At 72.8% G+C, this 21585-nt stretch carries 21 protein-coding genes and 2 pseudogenes; 12 read left to right on the top strand and 11 right to left on the bottom strand.

The window, feature by feature from the left end; all coding sequences use genetic code 11:
- Positions 1-4 precede the first annotated feature (4 nt).
- A pseudogene (locus tag OG698_RS40295) lies at positions 5-248 on the bottom strand (hypothetical protein); the annotation flags it as partial.
- A 406-nt stretch (positions 249-654) separates the two neighbouring features.
- Between OG698_RS40295 and dhaK the strand changes: the two are divergent.
- The 5 genes from dhaK to OG698_RS40270 all read left to right on the top strand — a co-directional run bounded on the left by dhaK (position 655) and on the right by OG698_RS40270 (position 5266).
- Complete coding sequence (gene dhaK / locus OG698_RS40290) at positions 655-1647, top strand: dihydroxyacetone kinase subunit DhaK (RefSeq protein WP_399972505.1); 993 nt, start codon at positions 655-657, stop codon at positions 1645-1647.
- Between the two features lie 44 nt (positions 1648-1691).
- The gene (gene dhaL, locus OG698_RS40285; protein ID WP_406109058.1) at positions 1692-2294 is read left to right on the top strand and encodes a dihydroxyacetone kinase subunit DhaL; all 603 of its coding nucleotides are present in this window, start codon (positions 1692-1694) and stop codon (positions 2292-2294) included.
- Positions 2287-2730 carry a PTS-dependent dihydroxyacetone kinase phosphotransferase subunit DhaM gene (locus OG698_RS40280; protein WP_399972501.1) on the top strand — a complete coding sequence of 148 codons (444 nt, stop codon included), beginning with the start codon at positions 2287-2289 and terminating at the stop codon, positions 2728-2730. The genes dhaL and OG698_RS40280 overlap by 8 nt, the downstream gene beginning before the upstream one ends.
- A gap of 243 nt (positions 2731-2973) precedes the next feature.
- Positions 2974-3960: a fibronectin type III domain-containing protein gene (locus tag OG698_RS40275; protein ID WP_406109056.1), complete on the top strand. Its 987-nt coding sequence runs from the start codon at positions 2974-2976 to the stop codon at positions 3958-3960.
- A gap of 202 nt (positions 3961-4162) precedes the next feature.
- Complete coding sequence (locus OG698_RS40270) at positions 4163-5266, top strand: Gfo/Idh/MocA family protein (RefSeq protein WP_406109054.1); 1104 nt, start codon at positions 4163-4165, stop codon at positions 5264-5266.
- A 10-nt stretch (positions 5267-5276) separates the two neighbouring features.
- Here the strand turns inward: OG698_RS40270 and OG698_RS40265 are convergent, their stop codons facing one another.
- The 3 genes from OG698_RS40265 to OG698_RS40255 form a co-directional block, all read right to left on the bottom strand.
- Positions 5277-5816 carry a PadR family transcriptional regulator gene (locus OG698_RS40265; protein WP_406109053.1) on the bottom strand — a complete coding sequence of 180 codons (540 nt, stop codon included), beginning with the start codon at positions 5814-5816 and terminating at the stop codon, positions 5277-5279.
- 61 nt (positions 5817-5877) lie between these two features.
- A complete protein-coding gene (locus OG698_RS40260; protein ID WP_406109052.1) occupies positions 5878-7899 on the bottom strand; it encodes an FAD-dependent oxidoreductase in 2022 nt (673 codons plus the stop codon).
- Positions 7900-8039: 140 nt separating this feature from the next.
- Entirely contained in the window at positions 8040-8306 is a 267-nt protein-coding gene (locus tag OG698_RS40255) for a hypothetical protein (RefSeq protein WP_399972488.1), read from the bottom strand.
- 69 nt (positions 8307-8375) lie between these two features.
- Here OG698_RS40255 and OG698_RS40250 point away from each other — a divergent pair, with 69 nt between their 5' ends.
- Entirely contained in the window at positions 8376-8840 is a 465-nt protein-coding gene (locus OG698_RS40250) for a MarR family winged helix-turn-helix transcriptional regulator (RefSeq protein ID WP_406109050.1), read from the top strand.
- Between the two features lie 29 nt (positions 8841-8869).
- Here the strand turns inward: OG698_RS40250 and OG698_RS40245 are convergent, their stop codons facing one another.
- Positions 8870-9589 (bottom strand): GNAT family N-acetyltransferase, encoded by a 720-nt coding sequence (locus OG698_RS40245; protein ID WP_406109048.1) that lies wholly within the window; start codon positions 9587-9589, stop codon positions 8870-8872.
- A gap of 194 nt (positions 9590-9783) precedes the next feature.
- Here OG698_RS40245 and OG698_RS40240 point away from each other — a divergent pair, with 194 nt between their 5' ends.
- Complete coding sequence (locus OG698_RS40240; RefSeq protein ID WP_406109046.1) at positions 9784-10416, top strand: peptide deformylase; 633 nt, start codon at positions 9784-9786, stop codon at positions 10414-10416.
- 11 nt (positions 10417-10427) lie between these two features.
- On the opposite strand, the gene OG698_RS40235 is transcribed toward OG698_RS40240, so the two are convergent.
- Positions 10428-11219 (bottom strand): VOC family protein, encoded by a 792-nt coding sequence (locus tag OG698_RS40235; protein WP_406109044.1) that lies wholly within the window; start codon positions 11217-11219, stop codon positions 10428-10430.
- A gap of 206 nt (positions 11220-11425) precedes the next feature.
- Here OG698_RS40235 and OG698_RS40230 point away from each other — a divergent pair, with 206 nt between their 5' ends.
- Positions 11426-12451: an NAD-dependent epimerase/dehydratase family protein gene (locus OG698_RS40230; protein WP_406109042.1), complete on the top strand. Its 1026-nt coding sequence runs from the start codon at positions 11426-11428 to the stop codon at positions 12449-12451.
- A 41-nt stretch (positions 12452-12492) separates the two neighbouring features.
- Here the strand turns inward: OG698_RS40230 and OG698_RS40225 are convergent, their stop codons facing one another.
- Positions 12493-13605 (bottom strand): sensor histidine kinase, encoded by a 1113-nt coding sequence (locus tag OG698_RS40225; RefSeq protein WP_399972471.1) that lies wholly within the window; start codon positions 13603-13605, stop codon positions 12493-12495.
- Positions 13598-14359, bottom strand: a complete 762-nt coding sequence (locus tag OG698_RS40220) for a response regulator transcription factor (RefSeq protein ID WP_406109039.1) — start codon at positions 14357-14359, stop codon at positions 13598-13600. Before OG698_RS40220 ends, OG698_RS40225 begins: the two co-directional genes overlap by 8 nt.
- 123 nt (positions 14360-14482) lie before the next feature.
- Between OG698_RS40220 and OG698_RS40215 the strand changes: the two genes are divergently transcribed.
- From OG698_RS40215 to OG698_RS40205, 3 genes and pseudogenes are all read left to right on the top strand, one after another.
- The gene (locus OG698_RS40215) at positions 14483-15217 is read left to right on the top strand and encodes a glycosyltransferase family 2 protein (RefSeq protein ID WP_406109038.1); all 735 of its coding nucleotides are present in this window, start codon (positions 14483-14485) and stop codon (positions 15215-15217) included.
- Entirely contained in the window at positions 15214-15882 is a 669-nt protein-coding gene (locus OG698_RS40210) for a DUF2064 domain-containing protein (protein WP_406109037.1), read from the top strand. Before OG698_RS40215 ends, OG698_RS40210 begins: the two co-directional genes overlap by 4 nt.
- Positions 15879-16529 (top strand): annotated as a pseudogene (locus tag OG698_RS40205) (class I SAM-dependent methyltransferase); the annotation flags it as partial. The gene OG698_RS40210 and the pseudogene OG698_RS40205, both read left to right, overlap by 4 nt.
- On the opposite strand, the gene OG698_RS40200 reads toward OG698_RS40205, so the two are convergent.
- Positions 16487-17035 carry a hypothetical protein gene (locus OG698_RS40200; protein ID WP_406109035.1) on the bottom strand — a complete coding sequence of 183 codons (549 nt, stop codon included), beginning with the start codon at positions 17033-17035 and terminating at the stop codon, positions 16487-16489. The pseudogene OG698_RS40205 and the gene OG698_RS40200 overlap by 43 nt on opposite strands.
- On the bottom strand, positions 17035-18267 hold the full coding sequence (locus OG698_RS40195) for a molybdopterin-dependent oxidoreductase (protein ID WP_406109034.1): 1233 nt from the start codon (positions 18265-18267) through the stop codon (positions 17035-17037). The genes OG698_RS40200 and OG698_RS40195 overlap by 1 nt, the downstream gene beginning before the upstream one ends.
- Positions 18268-18421: 154 nt before the next feature.
- On the opposite strand from OG698_RS40195, the gene OG698_RS40190 reads away from it, so the two are divergent.
- Entirely contained in the window at positions 18422-19780 is a 1359-nt protein-coding gene (locus tag OG698_RS40190) for a hypothetical protein (protein ID WP_406109033.1), read from the top strand.
- Here the strand turns inward: OG698_RS40190 and OG698_RS40185 are convergent.
- Positions 19767-21512: a phosphatidylglycerol lysyltransferase domain-containing protein gene (locus tag OG698_RS40185; RefSeq protein ID WP_406109031.1), complete on the bottom strand. Its 1746-nt coding sequence runs from the start codon at positions 21510-21512 to the stop codon at positions 19767-19769. The genes OG698_RS40190 and OG698_RS40185 overlap by 14 nt on opposite strands.
- Positions 21513-21585 lie beyond the last annotated feature (73 nt).

The raw sequence follows: 21585 nt of genomic DNA, 5'->3' as shown, positions 1-21585 counted from the left end.
CCGTTCAGCCTGCGTGGGCGGCCAGTTTCAGCAGGCGCGGGCCGGGGCCGCAGCCGCACGCGTCGCCCGCCTCGGCGTCGACGATCGGCACGGCGGCGGCCACAGGCACGGCAGCGGCCCTTGCCCTGCCATCGCGCCCCTCCTTGACGGCGATGACGAGGGCCGATGGGGTCGGCCCACGCCCAGCCGAGGGCGGCGTTGAGGACCAGGCCGACCAGGAGCACAGCCGAGAGGTACGTGCACAGGAGTCTTCCGCGCTGCGCTACAGCAGGGAAACATTCCGCTGCCGCCCCAGCAGGCACGCGACGCCTGCGATCTCGAGATGCCTCAGTCGTGGTGCAACGCCGACGTTGCACGCATGACATCACCAATGCTCCGCGACGACCCTTCTCATACCAGCCACCCACGCCGCACACGTGACCAGGGCTCCGCGAGAGCCGATACTGCCGTGAGTGAGCGGTTGGGAGCGCCGGTCCGCAACTACACGCCCACCTGATACTCCGTCAGTAAAATCAGCAATAGGTCAGCAACAGCCCCGCCAGAACCCGCTCCCAGCCGCCACGGACCGCCAAGATCGAAAACCTTCCAAACCCGCTTTGACCAGGGAAAAACACTGGCCAGAGGCCCAGATGCTTCGCTCACTTGGAGGTACCCATGAAGATGCTCATCAACGTGGCCGAGACCGTGGTCGCCGACGCGTTGCGGGGAATGGCCGCGGCCCATCCGGAGCTGCTCGTCGATGTCGAGAACCGGGTGATCGCGCGCCGGGACGCCCCCGTCGAGGGGAAGGTCGCGATCGTCTCCGGTGGCGGGTCGGGGCACGAGCCCTTGCACGGGGGGTTCGTGGGGCACGGGATGCTGTCGGCCGCCTGTCCCGGCGAGGTGTTCACGTCGCCTGTGCCCGACCAGATGGTGCGGGCCGCGGCTGCCGTGGACAGCGGCGCCGGGGTGCTCTTCGTGGTGAAGAACTACACCGGTGACGTGCTGAACTTCGACATGGCCGCGGAACTCGCCGAGGACGAGGGGATCCAGGTCGCCAAGGTCCTCGTCAACGACGACGTGGCCGTCACCGACAGCCTGTACACCGCGGGCCGGCGCGGCACGGGCGCGACCCTGTTCGTCGAGAAGATCGCGGGCGCGGCGGCCGAGGAGGGACAGCCGCTGGAGCGCGTGGAGGCGATCGCACGCCAGGTCAACGCGAATGCGCGCAGCTTCGGCGTGGCCCTGAGCCCGTGCGCCACGCCCGCCAAGGGCAGCCCGACCTTCGATCTGCCGCCCGGGGAGCTGGAGTTGGGCGTCGGCATCCACGGTGAGCCGGGCCGCGAGCGGCGCGCCATGATGACGTCCGGCGAGATCGCCGACTTCTCCGTGGACGCCGTTCTCGAAGACCTGCAGCCGAGCGACCCGGTACTCGTCCTCGTCAACGGCATGGGCGCGACCCCGCTGCTCGAGCTGTACGGGTTCAACGCCGAGGTCCAGCGCGTGCTGACCGAGCGCGGTGTGCCGGTGGCGCGCACGCTCGTCGGGAACTACGTCACGTCGCTCGACATGGCCGGCGCCTCCGTCACCCTGTGCCAGGTCGACGAGGAAATGCTGCGCCTGTGGGACGCGCCCGTGAGCACGGCGGGCCTGCGCTGGGGCATGTGAGGCAGCCTGTCGTCCGAACCATCACCACCACGCAAGGAGATGACGTGCTCGACGCCGATTTCTTCCGACGCTGGCTCGACGCGGCCACCGCGGTCGTCGACCGGGAGGCGGCCCGGCTCACCGAACTCGACTCGCCGATCGGCGACGCCGACCACGGCAGCAACCTGCAGCGCGGCTTCGTCGCCGTGAGCGCGGCCCTGGAGAAGGAGGCACCGGCCACCCCCGGCGGTGTGCTCACCCTCGCCGGGCGTCAGCTGATCTCGACGGTGGGCGGCGCGTCGGGCCCGCTGTACGGGACGCTCCTGCGCCGTACGGGCAAGGCGCTAGGGGACGCCCCCGAGGTGAGTGAGGCGGAGTTCGCGGCGGCGCTGCGGACCGGCGTGGACGCCGTCATGACGCTGGGCGGGGCGGCGCCGGGCGACAAGACCATGATCGATGCGCTGGTGCCCGCGGTCGACGCGCTCGACACCTCCTTCGACGCGGCCGCCACCGCCGCCGAGCAGGGTGCGCTCGCGACGACGCCGATGCAGGCGCGCAAGGGGCGCGCGAGCTATCTGGGCGAGCGCAGCATCGGGCATCAGGACCCGGGCGCCACGTCGTCGGCTCTGCTGATCGGGGCCCTGGTGGAGGCGGCCCGCGATGAGTGAGCCGGGGGGCGTGGGCAGCGGGGCCAGTGGTCAGGAGAAGGCTGTCGGGATCGTGCTCGTGTCGCACAGCCGCGCCGTCGCCGAATCGGTGGCGGAGCTTGCGAAGGGGCTCGCGGGCGGCGGTGCGGTCGTCCCCGTGGCACCGGCGGGCGGCACCGAGGACGGCGGGCTCGGCACCAGCGCCGAGCTGATCTCCGGGGCCGCGCGGTCGGTTGACCGGGGTGCGGGCATCGCGGTGCTCGCCGATCTGGGCAGCGCGGTACTCACCGTGAAGGCGCTGCTGGCCGAGGGCGATGAACTCCCGGACGGGGCACGCCTGGTGGACGCCCCCTTCGTCGAGGGGGCCGTGGCCGCGGTGGTCACAGCGTCGGCGGGGGCGGATCTGGACGCGGTCGAGGCGGCGGCCGTCGAGGCGTACACGTACCGGAAGGTGTGAGCGATCCGGGGCGGCGGTCGGTCCGTCGCCCCGACCCGCCGCGTTCCTGCTGTCACCCAACTTCCCCTGGTCCCCGCCTAGTTGGCGGCGGCGAGCTTCTTCGCCTGTAGCTCGCCCAGACCATGCAGTCCACCGCTCCGGGTCCGGACGTGCACGACGCGGGCGACGCGCCACCTCTTGATGTGACCCCGTCACTCGTGGCATATAGGTCTGTACCAATGCTTCCGAACGGAAGGCCCGCCCGTGCGACGCACCCCCGCACGCACCCCTCTGGCGTACGCGGCCTGCGCCGCCGCGCTCCTGTTCGCCACCTCGTGCGGCGTGCTCGGCGACGACACCCGGCGGGGTCCCGCACTCACGGCCCCCGCCGGCGTCACGGCGCAGGCGGGCAGCGCCACCTCCGTGCACGTCATGTGGAGCCGCCCCGAGGGCGACGCCGACGTCAAGGGCTACACGGTGTACCGGGGCGCCACCAAGGTGAAGGAGGTGCCGGGCGAACAGCACATGGTGGACGTCGTCGGGCTGCGCCCGCAATCCGCGTACACCTTCTCCGTCCGGGCCGAGGACACCGATGGCACGCTCGGGCCGCTCAGCGCGAAGGTGCCCGTCACCACCCCGGCCGCCGTGGCCGAGGACCGGTCGGCCCCGACCCGGCCCGGAGCGCTGCGCGGCCGGGCGGACGGCGGCCGCGCGGCGTCGCTGTCGTGGGGTGCGTCGAAGGACGACAAGGGCGTCGTCTCGTACGACATCTACCAGGGCGCCTCAAAGATCCACAGTGTCGGCGGCGGCGAGACCCGGGCGCTGATCACCGGGCTGCGGCCGGGCACCGCCTACGCGTTCACCGTGAAGGCGCGCGACGCCGCCGACAACACCTCACCCGCGGGCCCGACCCTGAGGCTCACCACCGCGAAGGGCTCCGAGGAGGGTCCCGGCACCGCGCCCACCGACTTCCGCGCCGCGTCCCGCCGGGCCGGCGGGGCGTACTACATCGACCTGTCGTGGACGCCGCCGCGCACGGGCGGCACCGTGCCCGCGTACCGCATCTATCTCGACGGCCGGCAGGCGACCACGCTCGTCTGGGGCGACGCCCCGCCCAAGGGCACGGCGCGGAACAGCTTCTACGTGGGCAAGGAGGCCGGCGTCCGGCACCGGGTACGGATCCGCGCCCAGCTGCCCGACGGGACGTGGGGCGCCTACTCCGCCGAACGGAGCGTCACCACCGGGTCCTGAGCAGGGTTCTCGTGGCCGCGGGAGTCGGCGGCACCGCCTGGTTCCTGCACGCGGGCGTGGAGTGCACCACCGGATCTGGGTCCGTGGCATCTCTGTGTCCAGGCCCGGGACGCGCCCTTGTCCGCCCCCCTCGAAGCGTCCTACCGTCTCCGGAGCCGCGCGGGAGCGGCCGCACCATCTACGCATCCGCCTTGGGGGCAGTGTGAGTTCGGGGCCGGTCGGTGTCGCCGTCGTCGGAGCGGGCGTCATCAGCGAGCAGTATCTGCGGACGCTGTCCGCCTTTCCCGACCTGCGGGTGGTGGGCGTCGCCGACCTCGACGCGGACCGCGCCACGGCCGTCGCACGCGAGCACGGCGTACCGGTCGCCGGCGATGTGGCGACGGTGCTCGCCGTTCCCGAGGTCGAGCTCGTCGTGAACCTCACCGTGCCGGCCGCCCACGCGCAGGTCGCCACGCGGGCGCTGCGGGCCGGTAAGCACGTGTACGGCGAGAAGCCGATCGCCCTGGCCCCCGGCGAGGCGGAGAAGGTGCTCGCCGAGGCGACGGAGCGGGGGCTGCTCGTGGGGAACGCGCCGGACACGTTCCTCGGCGCGGGGCTCCAGTCGGCGCTGCGGGCGGTCGGGGCCGGGCACATCGGTGAACCGGTGGCGGCGACGACTGCGGTGCAGGGCCTCGGACCGGAGCGGTGGCACCCCGATCCGGCATTCTTCTACCAGCCGGGCGCGGGCCCGCTCTTCGACCTCGGGCCCTACTACCTGACGTCCCTGGTAGCGCTGTTCGGCGGGGTGTCACGGGTGGCGGCCTCGGCCGCACGCGCGCGCGAGGAGCGCGTCGTCGGCTCGGGCCCGAGAGCGGGGCAGGTGTTCCCGGTGGCGGTGCCGACGCATGTGTCGGCGCTCGTCGAGTTCGCGTCGGGGGTGCGGGCGACGTCGGTGTTCAGCTTCGACTCGGCGCTGCCGCGCATCCAGTTCGAGGTCACCGGCACGGAGGGCGTCCTCGCGGTGCCGGACCCCAACACCTTCCGCGGGCCGCTGAAGGTGCGGGCCAACGGGGCGGAAGACTGGCGCGAGCTGCCGGTCGCGGGGCGCACCGACGGGCGGGGGCTCGGCGTGCTCGACCTGGCGCGCGCGGTCCGCCGGGGCGGTGCGCCGCGTGCGTCGGGGACGCTGGCCCTGCACGTCCTGCAGACGATGACGGCGATCACGCGCTCGGCCGAACACGCCGAGTTCACCCACGTCGCCACCTGTCCCGCGGCGCCGCCGCCCGTACCGGCCGACTGGGACCCGGAGGCGGCGACGCTCGTCTAGACGAAAAGCCCTAGGACGGGTCGAGGCCGAGTTCCTCCAGGGTCTGTTCGAGCCAGCCGGCCCAGAACGTCTCCAGGTCGATGCCCGCGCGCAGCACGACGTGTTGCAGCCGGTCCTCGACGGCGTCGAGGCCCGGCGGGAAGTCGCGCCTCTCGATCTCCTCGTACTCCGCCAACTGCCGCCGGTGCAGGTCGAGATGGCGGCGCAGGTCGGCCTCGATGCCGTCCGTGCCGACGACGGCGGCGGCGCGCAGGCGCAGGAGCAGCGGGTCGCGCAGCGGTTTCGGGTCCTGGCTCGCGGCGGTCCAGCGGGCCAGTTCGGCGCGGCCCTCGGGCAGGACCTCGTACTCCTTCTTCTGGCCGCGCGCGGGCGTCGGCGTGGGCAGGGCCCTGATGTACCCCTCGCGTTCCAGGCGGCCCAGCTCGCGGTAGATCTGCTGGTGCGTGGCCGACCAGAAGTAGCCGATCGACTTGTCGAAGCGGCGCGTCAGTTCGAGGCCCGACGACGGCTTCTCCAGGAGGGCCGTGAGGATCGCGTGCGGGAGTGACATGGCTGCACCTTATGCGGAGGCGGTCACGCGGCCGGCGGGCCCGGCCACGTGACCGCCGGTCTCACAGCGCCGCGGCCAGCTCGGTGCCCTGGCGGATGGCGCGCTTGGCGTCCAGCTCGGCGGCCACGTCGGCGCCGCCGATCAGGTGCGCCTCGCGGCCGGCGGCGAGCAGGTCGTCGTACAGGCCGCGGCGCGGGTCCTGTCCGGTGCACAGGACGACGGTGTCGACGGGGATGACCGTGGAGCTGCCGTCGACGGTGACGTGCAGGCCCGCGTCGTCGATGCGGTCGTACGTGGCGCCCGCGACCATGGTGACGCCGCGGTGGCGCAGTTCGGTGCGGTGGATCCAGCCGGTGGTCTTGCCGAGTCCGGCGCCGACCTTCGAGGTCTTGCGCTGAAGGAGGTGGACGGCGCGCGGCGGGGCGGGACGGTCGGGCTTCGCGAGGCCGCCGCGGCCCTGGTAGTCCATGTCGACGCCCCACTGCCGGAAGTACGTCGCCGGGTCCTGGCTCGCCTTGTCGCCGCTGTCGGTGAGGTACTCGGCGACGTCGAAGCCGATGCCACCCGCGCCGACGATCGCGACGCGCTCCCCGACGGGCGCGCCGTCACGCAGGACGTCGAGGTAGCCGACGACGCTGGGGTGGTCGATTCCCTCGATCTCGGGGGTGCGCGGGGTGACGCCGGTGGCGACGACCACTTCGTCGTACGCGTCCGGGGTGAGGTCGGCGGCGGTGACGGGGGTGTTCAACCGGACGTCCACGCCGTGCAGTTCGAGCTGCGCGCGGTAGTAGCGCAGGGTCTCGTCGAACTCCTCCTTGCCGGGTACCTTGCGGGCGATGTTGAGCTGGCCGCCGACCTCGGACGCGGCGTCGAAGAGGGTGACGGCGTGGCCGCGTTCGGCGGCGGAGACGGCGCAGGCGAGGCCCGCGGGGCCCGCGCCGACGACGGCGACGCGCTTGCGCAGGCGGGTCGGCGCGAGGACCAGCTCGGTCTCGTGGCAGGCGCGCGGGTTGACGAGACAGGAGGTGATCTTGCCGCTGAACGTGTGGTCCAGGCATGCCTGGTTGCAGCCGATGCAGGTGTTGATGGTCTCGGAGCGCTCGGCCCGGGCCTTCGCCACGAAGTCCGGGTCGGCGAGCAGGGGCCGCGCGAGGGACACCATGTCGGCGCAGCCGTCGGCGAGCAACTCCTCGGCGATCTCAGGGGTGTTGATGCGGTTCGTGGTGACGAGCGGGATGGAGACCTCGCCCATGACCTTCTTGGTGACGAAGGTGTACGCGCCGCGCGGCACCGAGGTGGCGATGGTCGGGATGCGGGCCTCGTGCCAGCCGATGCCGGTGTTGATGATGGTGGCGCCGGCCGCCTCGATCTCCTTGGCGAGCTGCACGACCTCTTCGAGGGTGGAGCCGCCGGGCACGAGGTCGATCATCGAGAGCCGGTAGATGAGGATGAAGTCCGTGCCGACGCGCTCGCGGACACGGCGCACGATCTCGACGGGGAAGCGGATGCGATTCTCGTACGAGCCGCCCCAGCGGTCCGCGCGCCGGTTCGTGGCGGCGACGATGAACTCGTTGATGAGGTAGCCCTCGGAGCCCATGATCTCCACGCCGTCGTAGCCCGCCCGCTGCGCGAGTTCGGCGGCGCGCGCGAAGTCCTCGACGGTCTGCTCGACCTCGGCGTCGGTGAGTTCGTGCGGCGGGAAGGGACTGATCGGCGCCTGGAGCGGGCTGGGGGCGACGAGGTCCTCGTGGTAGGCGTAGCGGCCGAAGTGGAGGATCTGCATCGCGATCTTCCCACCCGCCGCGTGCACCGCGTCGGTGACCTGGCGGTGCTCGTCGGCCTCCGCCTCGGTGGTCAGCTTCGCGCCGCCGGCCCAGGGGCGTCCGGCCTTGTTGGGGGCGATGCCGCCGGTGACCATGAGGCCGACGCCGCCGCGGGCGCGGGTGGCGTAGAACTCCGCCATGCGCGCGAAGCCGTTCTCCGCCTCCTCGAGTCCCACGTGCATGGAGCCCATCAGGACCCGGTTGGGAAGCGTGGTGAATCCGAGGTCGAGCGGGGTGAGCAGGTGCGGGTATCGGCTCATGGTGGCCCTCCGTGCGCGGCGAACGTCGTCACAGTTGTAGACGACGACAGCTCGCTTTTGCAACAAGTTGCATAAGAGAGCTGCGCCACGCCGACGCGGCGCCGCCGCGCCACGCCGCCACAGCCCGGCCGGGGGGCCGGTCAGTCCACGGCGACCTCCGCCACCCATCCGTACGGCAGCTCCTCGCCGTCCACCGTCACGGCCTCGACGGAGCGGGTGAGCGGGTCGATCTCCACCTGCACCCCTTCGCCCTCGAAGCGCGGATAGCCGGACTCCCCGGACGACCCCGTGGCCTCGACGGAGACCACGCGCAGGGGGTTGCCGTGCACGGGGTGGCCGTCCTTGTCGGCGAGTTGGGGCTTGACCAGGACTGTGTAGCGGGCGGGCACATCACTGGGGTCGCTCATGCTCAGGAGGCTAGCTCCGGGCACGGGAACTCGCCTGCCCGCGGCGCACCCCACCCCCTCGGTTGTAGAATGCAACGAGCAGCGGGGAGAGGACAGCACGTGACAGACCGCGAGACGGCAGTCGAGACCATTCAGCGCGAGATGACGTCCTTCGCGCGGCGCGCCAGAGCGATGGCCGGACGGATGCACCCTGAGCTGTCCCTCGTGTCGTACACCCTGCTCAGCCACCTGGACGAGCAGGGCGGCTGCCGGGCGACGGACCTCGCCACGCACTACGCCCTCGACAAGTCGACGGTGAGCCGGCAGGTGTCCGCGCTGGAGCGGGCCGGACTCGTGATGCGCCGGGTGGACCCGGACGACCACCGCGTCCAGGTCCTCCATCCGACCGAGGCCGGCGCCGACATCCTCGCCCAGGTCACCGTCAGCCGCCGCCAGGCGTTCCAGGAGCGGGTGGGGGACTGGCCCGAGGAGGATCTCGTCCGCTTCGCGGACTATCTCCTGCGCTACAACGCGCAGGTCCGGGAAGAGGCCTGAGCCACCCCGAGGACCGCGCGCGTCAGCGCTCAGCGGGCGGCGGCGTGGTCGAACTCCGGGACCCGGGCCGTCATGAACTTCGTGGTGCGCCGCAGCCGGAAGCCCAGGGACTCGTAGAGCCTGATGGCGTTCGTGTTGCCCGCCGACGTGTGCAGGAACGGGGTCTCGCCGCGGTCCTTGATCCCCGCCGCGACGGCCAGGACGAGACGGGCCGCGAGCCCCTGGCCGCGGTGGTCCGGGTCGGTGCAGACGGCGCTGATCTCCGTCCAGCCGGGCGGGTGCAGGCGCTCCCCCGCCATCGCCACGAGCGCGCCCTGCCTGCGGATCCCGAGATACGTGCCGAGCTCGACGGTGCGGGGCAGGAACGGGCCCGGCCGGGTGCGCGCCACGAGGTCCAGCATCTCGGGCACGTCGGCCGCGCCAAGGAGCACGGCCTCCGCGTCCGGCGCCACGGCCACGCCGTCGTCGACGAGCTGCACGCCGTCCATGCTCATCGTGAGTTCCCAGCCCTCCGGCGGCGCCGTGCGCATCCCCAGTAGCGGGACCGTCTCGCCCGGCCCGGCGAGCGCCGCGAGATCCGCCCAGTCCCCGGGTCCGGGCTCGTCCGGCAGCGCGAGCCACGGCGTTACGTCGAGGGGGTACCGCACGATCCGGCCCCGCCACTCGGCGAAGTGCGCGTGCGGGCCGGTGAGGGAGGCGTACGCGGGGTTGTCGAGGGGGTGGGCGGTGGCGGCGGCCGGGACGGACATACGGCGGGCTCCCAGGAGGCGGCGGTGGACGTTCGGACTGGTGGAGCGGCCGTGCCGACCATGGCCGCTCCCTCATGAAAGCCCGTGTCACCGCGGTCCCATTCCCTCGCCGGGGGAATGTTCACGAGTCCGCAACGATGCGCGTGGCGCTGTGGACGTTGCCGACGCGTGATCCTTCTTGGCATGCTGGCGCGATGTCCTCCGTACCCCTGAGTGACCACGTCGAGGAACTGCTCGCGGGCGAGCACCCGCTGCCGGTCGTGGAGGCGGGCGACCCCGTGCTGCGGTCCCCCGCGCAGACCTACGACGGTCAGCTCGGGCCCGCGCTCCTGGAGCGTCTGATCGCCGCGATGCGTGCGTCGATGCACGCCGCCCCCGGCGTCGGGCTCGCCGCACCGCAGATCGGCGTCCCGCTGCGGATCGCCGTCATCGAGGACGCGGCCGAGGTCCCCGACGAGGTGCGGAAGGCGCGCGGCCGCGTGCCGCAGCCGTTCCGCGTCCTGATCAACCCGTCGTACAAACCCGTGGGGGCCCACCGTGCCGCGTTCTTCGAGGGCTGTCTGAGCGTGCCCGGCCTCCAGGCCGTGGTCTCCCGGCATCAGCACGTGCGGCTGCGGGGGCTCGACGAGCGGGGCCACGCCGTGGACGAGGAGTTCACGGGGTGGCCCGCCCGGATCGTGCAGCACGAGACGGACCATCTGCACGGCACGCTCTATCTCGACCGGGCGGAGCTGCGCTCGCTGTCCACCCGGAACGCGATGGCCGAGCGCTGGACACAGCCCACCGCGGAACTGGCCGCGGGCGCGCTCGGCTTCTCGATTCCCTGACGGATCCCGCCTCAGGTGAGGTCGGGCATCGCACCCTCGGTCGTGCTCAGGTCGATCACCGAGAAAGCGGCGCCCTGCGGGTCCGTCACCGCCGCGAATCGGCCGAACGGGGTGTCCATGGGCCCGTAGTGGAGTTTTCCGCCGAGCCTGGTCACCGTGGCGACCGCCGCGTCGCAGTCGTCGACCGCGAAGTAGACGTTGACGTACGACGGGACCTGCGGCGGGAAGTCCTCGGTCATCTTGAAGCGGCCGAGCTGCGGCTGTCCGTCGAGCTGCCAGATGCTGAAGTCGACGTTCTCGTCGGCCATCTTCTGGACCTCGTACGGGAAGGCGGCCTCGAAGAACCCGTCCGTCTTCTCGGTGTCACGTGTGGTCACCTCGGCCCAGGCGTACGAACCGGGCTCTCCCACCTTCTCGAACCCGTCGTGCGTGCCCGGCTGCCAGAGGCTGAAGAAGACGCCGGCCGGGTCCTGGACGGTGACCATCGTGCCGAAGTCGCCGACCTGCATGGGCTCCATCACCAGGGTGCCGCCGGCCTCCTTGACGCGGGCCGCCGTGGCGTTGACGTCGGGCGTGGCCAGGTACAGGTTCCAGGCCGGCGGGGTGCCCTCCATGCCCGGCATCTGCGGCGAGAGCGCGCCGACCCGCTTGCCGTCCGACTTCGCCTGGGTGTAGTTGCCGTACTCCTCCTGCCCCTCCTCGAACGTCCAGCCGAGGAGCTCGCCGTAGAAGCGCTTGGCGGCCTCCAGGTCGGGGAACATGGCGTCGGCCCAGACGGGCGCGCCTTCCGGTCGTGCGGCCATGGCGCGAACCCTTCTTCCGAGTGGTGGTGCCGGGGGTGAGATATTCCGGGCGACGCTGGCGCGTTTCGTCCCGGTTACCCCGATTCACGCTAGTCGTGTACGAGCTGCCGCGCGATACCGAACTCCGTTCGCACAAGCCTTACGGAGCCGTGACGTATCGGCGGGGAGAGCCCTCCCGGCGCCCCGCTCCGCATAGCGTGGGCGGTATGCGTGTACTGGTCACCGGCGGTGCCGGGTTCATCGGGTCAGCGGTCGTGGACACTCTCTCCGCGCGAGGACATGAGGTCGTCGTGCTCGACGTCCGGCCGCCCGGCCCGGACGAACCGCATCCTTGGGTCGTCGCGGACGTACGCGACCCCGCCGCCGTGGAGTCGGCCCTCGCCGGCATCGACGCCGTGTGTCATCAGGCGGCGAAGGTCGGGCTCGGCAAGGACTTCGCCGACGCCCCCGACTACGTCTCCCGCAACGACCTCGGCACGGCCGTGCTGCTCGCCGCGATGGCCTCGGCGGGGGTAAGGGATCTGGTGCTCGCCGGGTCGATGGTCGTGTACGGGGAGGGGCGGTACGAGTGTGAGCGCCACGGGGTCGTGCGCCCGGGGCCGCGCGCCGAGGCCGACCTGCGCGACGGCCGCTTCGAGCCCGCGTGCCCACAGTGCGGCGCCGCGCTGAGCCCCGGCCTCGTCGGCGAGGACGCCCCCACGGACCCCCGCAACGTGTACGCGACGACGAAGCTCGCCCAGGAACACCTGGCGTCGTCCTGGGCGCGGGCCACCGGGGGCCGCGCGGTGTCGCTGCGCTACCACAACGTGTACGGGCCGGGGATGCCACGCGACACCCCGTACGCGGGCGTCGCGTCCTTCTTCCGGTCGGCCCTGGCCCGGGGCGAGGCCCCGCGCGTCTTCGAGGACGGCCGCCAGCGGCGGGACTTCGTGCACGTGCACGACGTGGCCGCGGCCAACGCGCTCGCGCTCGAGACGATGAGCGACCGGCCCTCCGACACCTGCGTCGCGTACAACACGGGCAGCGGGGACCCGCACACGGTGGGCGAGATGGCCCACGCCCTCGCTGCCGCGTACGGCGGGCCGATGCCGGTCGTGACGGGCGAGTACCGGCTCGGCGACGTACGGCACATCACGGCGGACCCGGCCCGGCTCAGGGCCGAGCTGGGGTGGCGCGCCGAGGTGGGGTTCGAGGAGGGGATGACGGAGTTCGCCAAGGCCGAGCTGGGGTGAGGTGAGTGAGGTGACGGCCCCGGCGACGTGGCACCTGCGGGCTACACCCCCGCCGCCGGGAGCGTCACCTCGAAGCAGCAGCCGCCCGCCACATTGCGCACGGCGGCGCTGCCCCTGTGGGCCTCGACGATTCCTCTGACGATGGCGAGCCCGAGGCCCGCGCCCGCCGGAGGTGTCCGGGCGTGGCTGCCGCGCCACCCCGTGTCGAAGACGCGGGGCAGATCCTGCTCAGGGATGCCGCCGCAGCCGTCCGTGACCGTGAGGACCACGCCGTCCGTGGAGCCGGCCGCCGCCACGGCGACCGTGCCGTCGGCCGGGGTGCGACGGATCGCGTTGACGAGGAGGTTGCCGAGGACGCGGCTCATCTCCTTGCCGTCGACCTCGACGGGAATCTTGTCGATGCGGTCGCCGACGAGGCGTACGCCGTGTTCGCGGGCGAGCGGGTCGGCGCCCGCGAGCGCGTCGCCCACCAGGTCGTGGAGGGAGACCCTGGACGGGCTCAGGACGAGGGTCCCCGCGTGGATGCGCGACAGTTCGAAGAGGTCGCCCACCATGTCGTTCATGCGCTCGACCTCGGTGCGGATCTGGCGCAGATAGCGGTCCGGGTCGGCCGCCATGCCGTCCTCCAGGGCCTCGGACATCGCGCGGAGCCCGGCGAGCGGGGTGCGCAGATCGTGCGAGATCCAGGCGACGAGCTCGCGACGCGAGGTCTCCAGGGCGCGCTCACGGTCTCTGGACGCGGCCAGCTTGGCGCTGGTGGCCTCCAACTCCCTCGAGAGCGCGGCGAGTTCCGCCGTCGCGGGGGCGAGGGGCGCCGCGAAGCTGCCGCCGTCGCCGAAGGAGCGGGCGGCGAGGGTGAGTGCCTTGCTGCGGGCCACGACCCAGCGGCCGAGGAGCAGCGCGGTCGCGAGCGACACGGTGGCGGCCATCGCGGCGACGGTCGTCACGACGGACAGGTCGTGCGGGGACAGGAACATCGCCCAGGCCACGACGAGCGTTCCGGCGAGCATCGCCGTCACGGCGACGGCGGCGACGACCGTGAGCGACACCGTCAGGGAGCGGCGGCGAAGCACGAACAGCGCGAGCGCGCCGAGGAGGCCCGCACCGACGGCGCCGAGAAACGCGAAGAGGGCGATGAGGAGCATGTCATGCACGGGGTTCGGTCCAGTCTGCCGGTGCGCGGTCGGACTGCGCGGCGTCGCTCTGCGGGCCGCCCGGGTCCAGGCGGTAGCCGACGCCCCAGACCGTCTGGATGAGGCGCGGTGCCGCCGGGTCGTCCTCGACCTTGCCGCGCAGCCGGCGGACGTGGACCGTGACGGTCGACAGGTCGCCGAAGTCCCAGCCCCACACCTGCTGCATGAGCTCCTCGCGGGAGAAGGCGCGGCCCGGGTGGCGCAGGAAAAACGCGAGGAGGTCGAACTCCCTTATTGTCAGGGCGAGTTCGTCCCCCGACTTGGTGGCGCGACGGGCTGCCGGGTCGATGGTGAGGGCGGCCGCGCGCAGCGGTCCCGCCGGCTTGGGCGCCGTGGCCGCGCGGGCCCGGCGCAGCACCGACTCGACGCGCAGGACCAGCTCGCGCGGGCTGAACGGCTTGGTCACGTAGTCGTCCGCGCCGACCTCGAGACCGAGGATGCGCTCGTCCTCGTCGCCGCGCGCCGTCAGCATGATCACGGGGACGGGGCCGCGCGCCCGGAGCCTGCGGCACACCTCGAGGCCGTCCATGCCGGGCAGCATCAGGTCGAGGACGACCAGGTCGGGCCCGTGCACGTCGGCGCGGTCGAGGGCGGCCGGGCCGTCGGCCGCGCGGTCGACGTCGTAGCCGGCGCGGTCCAGGTAGCCCGCGACGACCTCGGCGACGGTCGGGTCGTCGTCGACGACGAGGACGCGGCCGAGCGGTGGTGTCTGCATTCCACCAGCGTCGCACCCGAGGGCGCCGATCGGAGTCACCGGAGGGGCCGTCCGCGTCCGACGTCCGCGTTTCGTAAGGAGCTGAGGCCCGGAATGTCCGGTTTGGATTCGTAGGGTGACACTGTGATCCCCCCTGACTTCCCCTCCCTCCGCGACCCGGCCCCCTCGGTCGATGTCGTGCTGCCCTGCCTCGACGAGGCCGCCGCGCTGCCGTGGGTGCTGGCCCGCATCCCGGACGGCTGGCGGGCACTCGTCGTGGACAACGGGTCCACCGACGGCTCCCCCGGCATCGCCCGTTCCCTGGGCGCGACCGTGGTGACGGAGCCCCGGCGCGGCTTCGGGGCCGCCTGCCACGCGGGCCTGCTGGCGTCCGACGCGGAAGTGGTCTGCTTCTGCGACTGCGACGCGTCGCTCGATCCGGCTCTGCTGACGACGTTCGTCGAGGACGTCATCGAGGGCCGGGCCGATCTCGTGCTCGGCCGGCGCAGGCCGCAGGGCCGTGGCGCGTTCCCCGTGCACGCGCGCGCCGGGAACCTCGCGCTGGCGGGGATGCTGCGCCGGCGCACCGGGCTCCGGCTGCACGACCTGGGCCCGCTGCGGGCCGCGCGCCGCACGTCCCTGCTCGGCCTGGACCTCACGGACCGCCGCAGCGGCTACCCCCTCCAGATGGTCGTCCGGGCCGCCGACGCGGGCTGGCACATCGCGGAGCGCCCGGTGCCCTACCGGCCCCGTACGGGAAAGTCCAAGGTCACGGGCACTTGGCGGGGCACCTGGCAGGCGGTACGTGACATGCGCGGGGTTCTCGCGGAGAAGCCGCGGACGGCGCTCTCCGCGCGCGGAGAGGCGGCGTCGCGGTGACCGCCGACGGATCGCCCGCAGCGCGGCGGCACGACACCACGCTCCTCGTCATCGCCAAGTCCCCGGTGCCGGGGCGGGTCAAGACGCGGCTCACGCCGCCGTTCACGCCCGAGGAGGCCGCGCACCTGGCCGAGGCCTCGCTCGTCGACACGCTCCACGCAGCGCTCGCCACGCCCGCGCGGCGTCGCGTCCTGGTGCTCGACGGGGCGCCCGGAGCGTGGCTGCCGCCGGGGATCGACGTGGTCCCGCAGTGCGGCGGAGGCCTGGACGAGCGGCTGGCGGCGGCGTTCGCCGGGTGTACCGGGCCGGCCGTCCTGATCGGGATGGACACGCCTCAGGTGACGCCCGCGCTGCTCGCGCCCGCGCTGGGGCCCGACGCCTGGCGTGGCTGCGACGCATGGTTCGGGCCCGCCGACGACGGCGGGTTCTGGGCGCTCGGGCTCGCCGAGCCCGATCCGGAGCTGCTGCGGGGTGTGCCGATGTCGACGGCGCACACGGGTGCGGCCCAGCGGGCCCGGCTCACGGATGCGGGGCTGCGCGTACGCGACCTGCCGGTCCTGCGGGACGTCGACACGGCCCACGACGCCGCCCTGGTGGCGGCCGACGCGCCGGACGGCCGGTTCGCCGCCGAGCACGCGCGGCTGACGCGGGTGGTCCGCTCATGACCACGACGCGCGAGGCGGCACCGGCCTGGTGTACGGACCCCTACACCGACGCCGTGCGCAACGAGCGCGGCCCCCTGTTCCTGCGGCGCGCGGACGGATGGCTGCTGCCGCTCGAGGTGGAGCGCTGGTGCGCGGTCGCCGACGCGGCCGACCTTTCGGCGCTGCGCCGCTGCGAGGGCGCTGTGCTCGACATCGGCTGCGGCCCCGGCCGAATCGTCGCCGCACTCGCCGCGGCCGGGCACCGCGCGCTCGGCATCGACGTGAGTGAGGCCGCGGTCGCGCGGACGGTCCGCCTCGGCGGCGCCGCTCTGCAGCGGTCCGTCTTCGCCCCCCTGCCCGGCGAGGGCCGTTGGGGGACGGCACTCCTCCTCGACGGCAACATCGGCATCGGCGGCGACCCGGAGGCCCTGCTGTCCCGGGTCGCCGAACTCACCGCCCCCGGTGGACTGTTGATCGCCGAGACGGCTCCGCTCGACATAGACGAGCGGGTGGAGGTGCGGGTGGACGACGGGCAGGGCGCCGCGGGCTCGCTGTTCCCGTGGGCCCGGGTGGGCACGCGCGCGCTGCTGCGCGACGCGCGCCCGCTCGGCTGGCGGCCGGTCGCTCAGTGGTCCGAGGGCGGGCGTTCCTTCGTCTCCTTGCGCCGCTGACGCTCCCGTTCTCGCTCCCGCGCCCGCTCCTCACGGCGCGCCCTGCGCGCCTGCCTCCAGGGCGACGCGGGAGCAAGGAACGTAACGGACACGAACCACAGGGCCGACGCGGCGAACAGCGCTGCCGTCAGCAGCAGCCACCGCGGCAGGAACGCTTCACCTGAATGCCCCGTCACGAGGACGTAGTGGTCCTCTCGCGCCCGCGTGATCAGCGGGAACCACACCAGGAGGAGCAGCCCCGACAGGAACGCGGGGACGCGCACGTAGATCATCGCCGTGCGTCTCCGGTCGCCGAGCGCCGTCTGTGCCGCGCGGTCGGCGATCGAGTACACCGGCACGAGCAGCAGGTCGTGGACGAGGGCCGCGCCGACGAACCAGATCGCCACGGCCCACACGTCGCCTTCGAGCAGCCGCACGCCCGCGTATCCCGCGAGGGCGAACGAGGCGGCCAGGAGCAGAAGTTGGAGCGGGCTCTCGCCGTACCAACGACTCAGTCTGTTCATCACAGCGCTCCGAACGTCATGCGGGCGACCCACTTCGTGTTCAGGACGCCCGGCGCCGCGGGCACGATGACGCGGGCCGGGTAGCCGTGGTCAGCGGTGAGGTCGGCTCCGTTGACGCGCAGGGCCAGCAGGGAGCGCGGGTCGCGGACCTGGTTGTGCCGCAGGGCCGCCTTGCGGAACGCGCCGCGCTGTTGCAGGGATTCGACGAAAACGTCGGTGTCGCCGTCGGTCCCGGCGAGGACGGCAAGGTCCCGCAGCCGTACGCCGCTCCATTGCTGGTCGTCCGTGGACCAGCCTTCGACGCACGCGATGGGCAACGACGAGGTGTGCTGCGGGAGTTGGAGGAGATCGTCACGGGTGAGCCGGTGGACGGTGCCTTTCGGACCGGTGACCACGAGCCGCCACGGCTCACCCGTGTCGGCGGTACGGATGCCCGCCACCGCGGCGGTCTTGTTGATCTGGAAGCGGCCGGGGCCCGTACCCGGGTCGGCGCCGCCGTGCGGAGCGAACAGTGCGGTGCGGCGCCACACCCCGCCGATGCTCTGGCCGGCCGTCGTGACGAGCAGCAGGAGCGAACCCCCGCCGACCATGGCGAGCGCCCCGCGCCGCGACACGGTGGGCTCGGCGGGCTTCGCCGCCACCAGGTCCCCCGTCTCGGGCAGGCCGGCCTTCCGCTCGCGCAGCACACGCAGCGCCTGCGGTACGCGCAGCACGGCGTGCACGACGAACGCGCCGATGAACACCCAGGCGCCGTAGAAGTGCAGCGTGTAGAAGGAGCCGGGGAACAGGTAGTCGAGCTGCACGTTGAGGATGCCGGTCACGAACTCGAAGAGCGCGCCGCCCACGAGCAGGAGCAGCGAAAGACGCTCCAGGGCGTGGCCGACGGAGCGGGCGGGTGGCAGCTCGAACAGTTTGGGCACGACCGACCACAGCTTGGCGAGCAGCACGGGCACGAGCGTGATGCCCACGGTGACGTGCAGCCCCTGCGTGAGGCGGTACAGCCAGTGCGGGTCCGTCGGCCAGGAGAACAGATAGAAGCCGAGCAGCCCCTTGTCGGGCGTTTTGTCGTTGACCGCCGCGAGGTTCGGGTTGTACGCGGCGTAGGACAGGAGGCCGGTCACGAAGAGCAGGGTCATCCCGACGAGCAGGACGAGGCCGAGTACCGCGGTGAAGCGGGGGCCGCGCAGGGTGCTGCGCCACGGATCGGGGAGAGTGCGGGGGAAGTCGCCCATGTGGTTCCTTCAGGCTGTGCGCGGCGGGGGCCCGCCGACCTGTTCCGACCGTATGGCGCACAGCCCGCGGATCGGCGCAGGAAGATCTGACGGTTCGGTGACGCCACCTCGCGGTGCCGACCGATCGGCGGTGCGGGCGCTTAGCGTTCCGGATGTGAAGGTCGAAGCTCCCCCCGCCGCCCCCAGCACCGCGCCCCCCACCACCGGGACGCGCCGTGACCTGATTGCCGCCGCTGCCGCCGTGGCCCTGGTCACGGCGGCCGTCCTCGTGGGCCGATACATCGAGGACCACTACGGCACTCTGCATGTCAACTGGGCTCCCTTGTACGCCCATTGGGAACCACACATGGGCCCGGGGACCCCGGCGGCGATCTCGGTCGCCGTACTGGTCGTCGCGTACGGGCCCGTGGTGGCCGCCCGGCTGCGGTGGCGGCTGCTGCTGCCCGCCGTGTGGGCCGCGTCGGCGGCGTGGACGTTCTCGCTCGCGCTGATCGACGGCTGGCAGCGGGGCATTGCCGGGCGCCTCACCACCTCGTACGAGTATCTGCAGGTCATCGACCGGTTCGACGACGTCGGCGCGACACTGCGGGACTTCACGCGGCACATCCTGCTGCACTCCCCCGACCACTGGCCTCCCCATGTCGCGGGGCATCCGCCCGCGGCGACCCTGACCTTCGTCGGCCTGGACCGGATCGGGCTCGGCGGCGGCGCGTGGGCCGGGGTGTGGTGCATCACGGTGGGGTGCACGGCGGCGCTCGCCGTCCTCGTCACCGTCCGCGCGCTCGCCGACGAGCGGACGGCGCGCCGCGCCGCGCCGTTCCTGGCGCTCGCGCCGGCCGCGGTCTGGATGGGCACATCGGCCGACGGCTACTTCGCGGCGGTCGCCGCGTGGTCGGTGGCGCTCCTCGCGGTGGCGGCCACCCGCGGCAGCCGCTGGGCGGCCCTCGGCAGCGGACTGCTGTTCGGGCTCACCTGCTATCTGTCGTACGGGCTGACGCTGATCGTCCTGGTCGCGGCGGCCGTGCTGTGCACGGCGCGGACCGTGCGGCCGCTGGCGCTGTTCGCCGTGGGAGCGGCCGTCGTGCCCGTCGCGTTCACGCTCGTCGGGTTCAACTGGTGGGAGGCGTACCACCTGCTGACGGAGCGCTACTACCAGGGTGCGGGCGGGATCCGGCCGTACGGCTACTGGATCTGGGCCAACCTCGCGTGCACCGTGCTGATCGTCGGCCTTGCCACGGTGGCGGGGCTGCGCCGGGTCCCTGGACGTGTCCTGCGGGACCGGACGGAGCCGGAGGGGCGGCTCGCCCTTGTCGTCCTCGGCGCGGCGCTCGCCCTTCTGGCCGCCGATCTGTCGGGCATGAGCAAGGCGGAGACGGAGCGTATCTGGCTCCCGTTCGCCGTCTGGCTCCTCGCGGCCACCGCTCTGCTGCCGGAGCGGTGGCGCCGCGGGTGGCTGACCGCGCAGGCCGTGCTCGCCCTGCTGATCAACCACCTGCTGGTCACGGGGTGGTGACCTCCACCGGCTGCGGCTTCTCCTCGCGGGCGGCGGGCCGGCTCCTGAGCAGCTGACGCAGCCGCTCCGCCGGGCGCGGCAGGACGACGAACGCCTCCGCCTGGAGGCAGGCCCAGCTGATCCTCGGCAGGTCGCGCACCGTGGGATAGACGACGAAGCGCGGCTCCCACTCCGGGCGGAACTTCGCGTTGAAGCGGTACAGCGACTCGATCTGGAACCAGCGCGACAGGAACACGAGCAGCCCCCGCCACACCCGCAGCACCGGTCCCGCGCCGAGGCGTTCGCCGCGGGCGAGAGCGGCCCGGAACACCGCGAAGTTCAGCGACATACGGCGCACTCCGAGCCCGGGCGCGCCCCGCAGGGCAGCCACGATGAGGAGTTCGTTCAGGCCGGGTTCGGCCGTGCGGTCGCGGCGCATCAGGTCGAGGGAGAGACCGTCCTCGCCCCAGGGCACGAAGTGGAGCAGGGCGCGCACGCGGTCGTTGCCCGCCTCGTCGTCCTGGTGCGCGGTGACGACGACACAGTCCCCGTCGTCGGGGTCGCCGAACCGGCCGAGCGCCATGGAGAACCCGCGTTCGGTGGCGCTGCCCCGCCACGCGGCGGCGGCCTCGCGCAGCCGCTTCTTCTCCTCGTCGGGCAGATCGCGTACGCGCTGCATGCGGCAGGTGTAGCCGGCGCGTTCGATGCGATTGACCATCTGCCGGACGTTGCGCATGGAGCGTCCGGAGAGGCTGAAGGCCGCGCAGTCGACGATGGCCTCGTCGCCCAGCTCCAGGGCCTTGAGACCGCCCTCGCGGACCCACACCTGTCCGCCGAGTTCACTGCACCCCATGACGGCCGGGGTCCAGGCGTGCAGGGCGCACTGCCGCAGGAACTCCTTGATGGCGCCGGGCCAGGCCTCGTGGTCGCCGATGGGGTCGCCACCGGCCAGGGCGACGCCGGACACCACGCGGTAGGCGACGGCGGCCTTGCCGGACGGCGAGAAGAGGACGCTCTTGTCGCCGCGCAGCGCGAAGTAGCCGAGCGAGTCGCGCCGGCCCTCGTCGGCCAGAAGGGCACGCAGCCGTTCGTCGCTGTCGGCGGGGCGGAGGGTTATGGGCCGCAGGGCGAGATAGACGCTCGTGGCGGCGGTGACCACACCGAGCGCGAGCAACGAGAACTGGACGATGTCGGCCGCCTTGTCGCTGCTGTACGTGATGGGGCCCGACGCACCGAACAGGCCGTAGGCGACCTCCTGGACCCGTTCGGTGAACACGATGGAGTGGCCCGCCTCCTGGTTCGCGCGCACGCCGACGACGAGGAGCCCCAGCCCGAAGCTGCTGCCGCCGAGGACGACGAGGTTCCCCAGGGCTCGCGCTCTGCCGCGCGGGTCGCCGAGCGCATAGAACTCCTCGCGGTAGGCGACGAGCGCGACGCACAGGACGGCCGAGACCATCGCGGGGATCAGGGCATGGTGGCGCACGCCCTGGACGAGCGCGCTGACCGCGAGCAGCCCCACGGCCGCCTCCCAGGCGCGCCGTTTACGGCGGCGCAGGCCCCTGGCGAGCATGACGAGCAGCAGTCCCGCGGCGAGCGCGGCGGCGCGGGCCACCTCCTCGGCGAGGCCCGGCACGTAGGGCGCGATGCGCTCTATGCGGGTCTCGTGCATGTGCGGGGAGATCGCCGACGCGATGTCCAGAATTCCGATGATCAGGCACGTGTGACCTGCCACGGCGGCGGGGCGTTGTTTCACAGTGACCGAGCGTAGGAGTGCTCCACGTCACTGGAGTAAGAGCGACACAACAGCACGGTAAGAACGCGGTGGC

The organism is Streptomyces sp. NBC_01003 (genome assembly GCF_045162695.1).
In the GTDB taxonomy this organism is placed as follows: domain Bacteria; phylum Actinomycetota; class Actinomycetes; order Streptomycetales; family Streptomycetaceae; genus Streptomyces.
The sequence above is the reverse complement of the archived record's forward strand: the minus strand, read 5'-3'. Positions and strand labels throughout refer to the sequence as shown.

Excerpts from the sequence above, each read along its gene's own strand:
- dhaK (WP_399972505.1), top strand. The coding sequence starts at position 655 with ATGAAGATGCTCATCAACGTGGCCGAGACCGTGGTCGCCGACGCGTTG.
- OG698_RS40280 (WP_399972501.1), top strand. The coding sequence starts at position 2,287 with ATGAGTGAGCCGGGGGGCGTGGGCAGCGGGGCCAGTGGTCAGGAGAAG.
- OG698_RS40265 (WP_406109053.1), bottom strand. The coding sequence starts at position 5,816 with ATGTCACTCCCGCACGCGATCCTCACGGCCCTCCTGGAGAAGCCGTCG.
- OG698_RS40260 (WP_406109052.1), bottom strand. The coding sequence starts at position 7,899 with ATGAGCCGATACCCGCACCTGCTCACCCCGCTCGACCTCGGATTCACC.
- OG698_RS40255 (WP_399972488.1), bottom strand. The coding sequence starts at position 8,306 with ATGAGCGACCCCAGTGATGTGCCCGCCCGCTACACAGTCCTGGTCAAG.
- OG698_RS40250 (WP_406109050.1), top strand. The coding sequence starts at position 8,376 with ATGCAACGAGCAGCGGGGAGAGGACAGCACGTGACAGACCGCGAGACG.
- OG698_RS40245 (WP_406109048.1), bottom strand. The coding sequence starts at position 9,589 with ATGTCCGTCCCGGCCGCCGCCACCGCCCACCCCCTCGACAACCCCGCG.
- OG698_RS40240 (WP_406109046.1), top strand. The coding sequence starts at position 9,784 with ATGTCCTCCGTACCCCTGAGTGACCACGTCGAGGAACTGCTCGCGGGC.
- OG698_RS40235 (WP_406109044.1), bottom strand. The coding sequence starts at position 11,219 with ATGGCCGCACGACCGGAAGGCGCGCCCGTCTGGGCCGACGCCATGTTC.
- OG698_RS40230 (WP_406109042.1), top strand. The coding sequence starts at position 11,426 with ATGCGTGTACTGGTCACCGGCGGTGCCGGGTTCATCGGGTCAGCGGTC.
- OG698_RS40220 (WP_406109039.1), bottom strand. The coding sequence starts at position 14,359 with ATGCAGACACCACCGCTCGGCCGCGTCCTCGTCGTCGACGACGACCCG.
- OG698_RS40200 (WP_406109035.1), bottom strand. The coding sequence starts at position 17,035 with ATGAACAGACTGAGTCGTTGGTACGGCGAGAGCCCGCTCCAACTTCTG.
- OG698_RS40195 (WP_406109034.1), bottom strand. The coding sequence starts at position 18,267 with ATGGGCGACTTCCCCCGCACTCTCCCCGATCCGTGGCGCAGCACCCTG.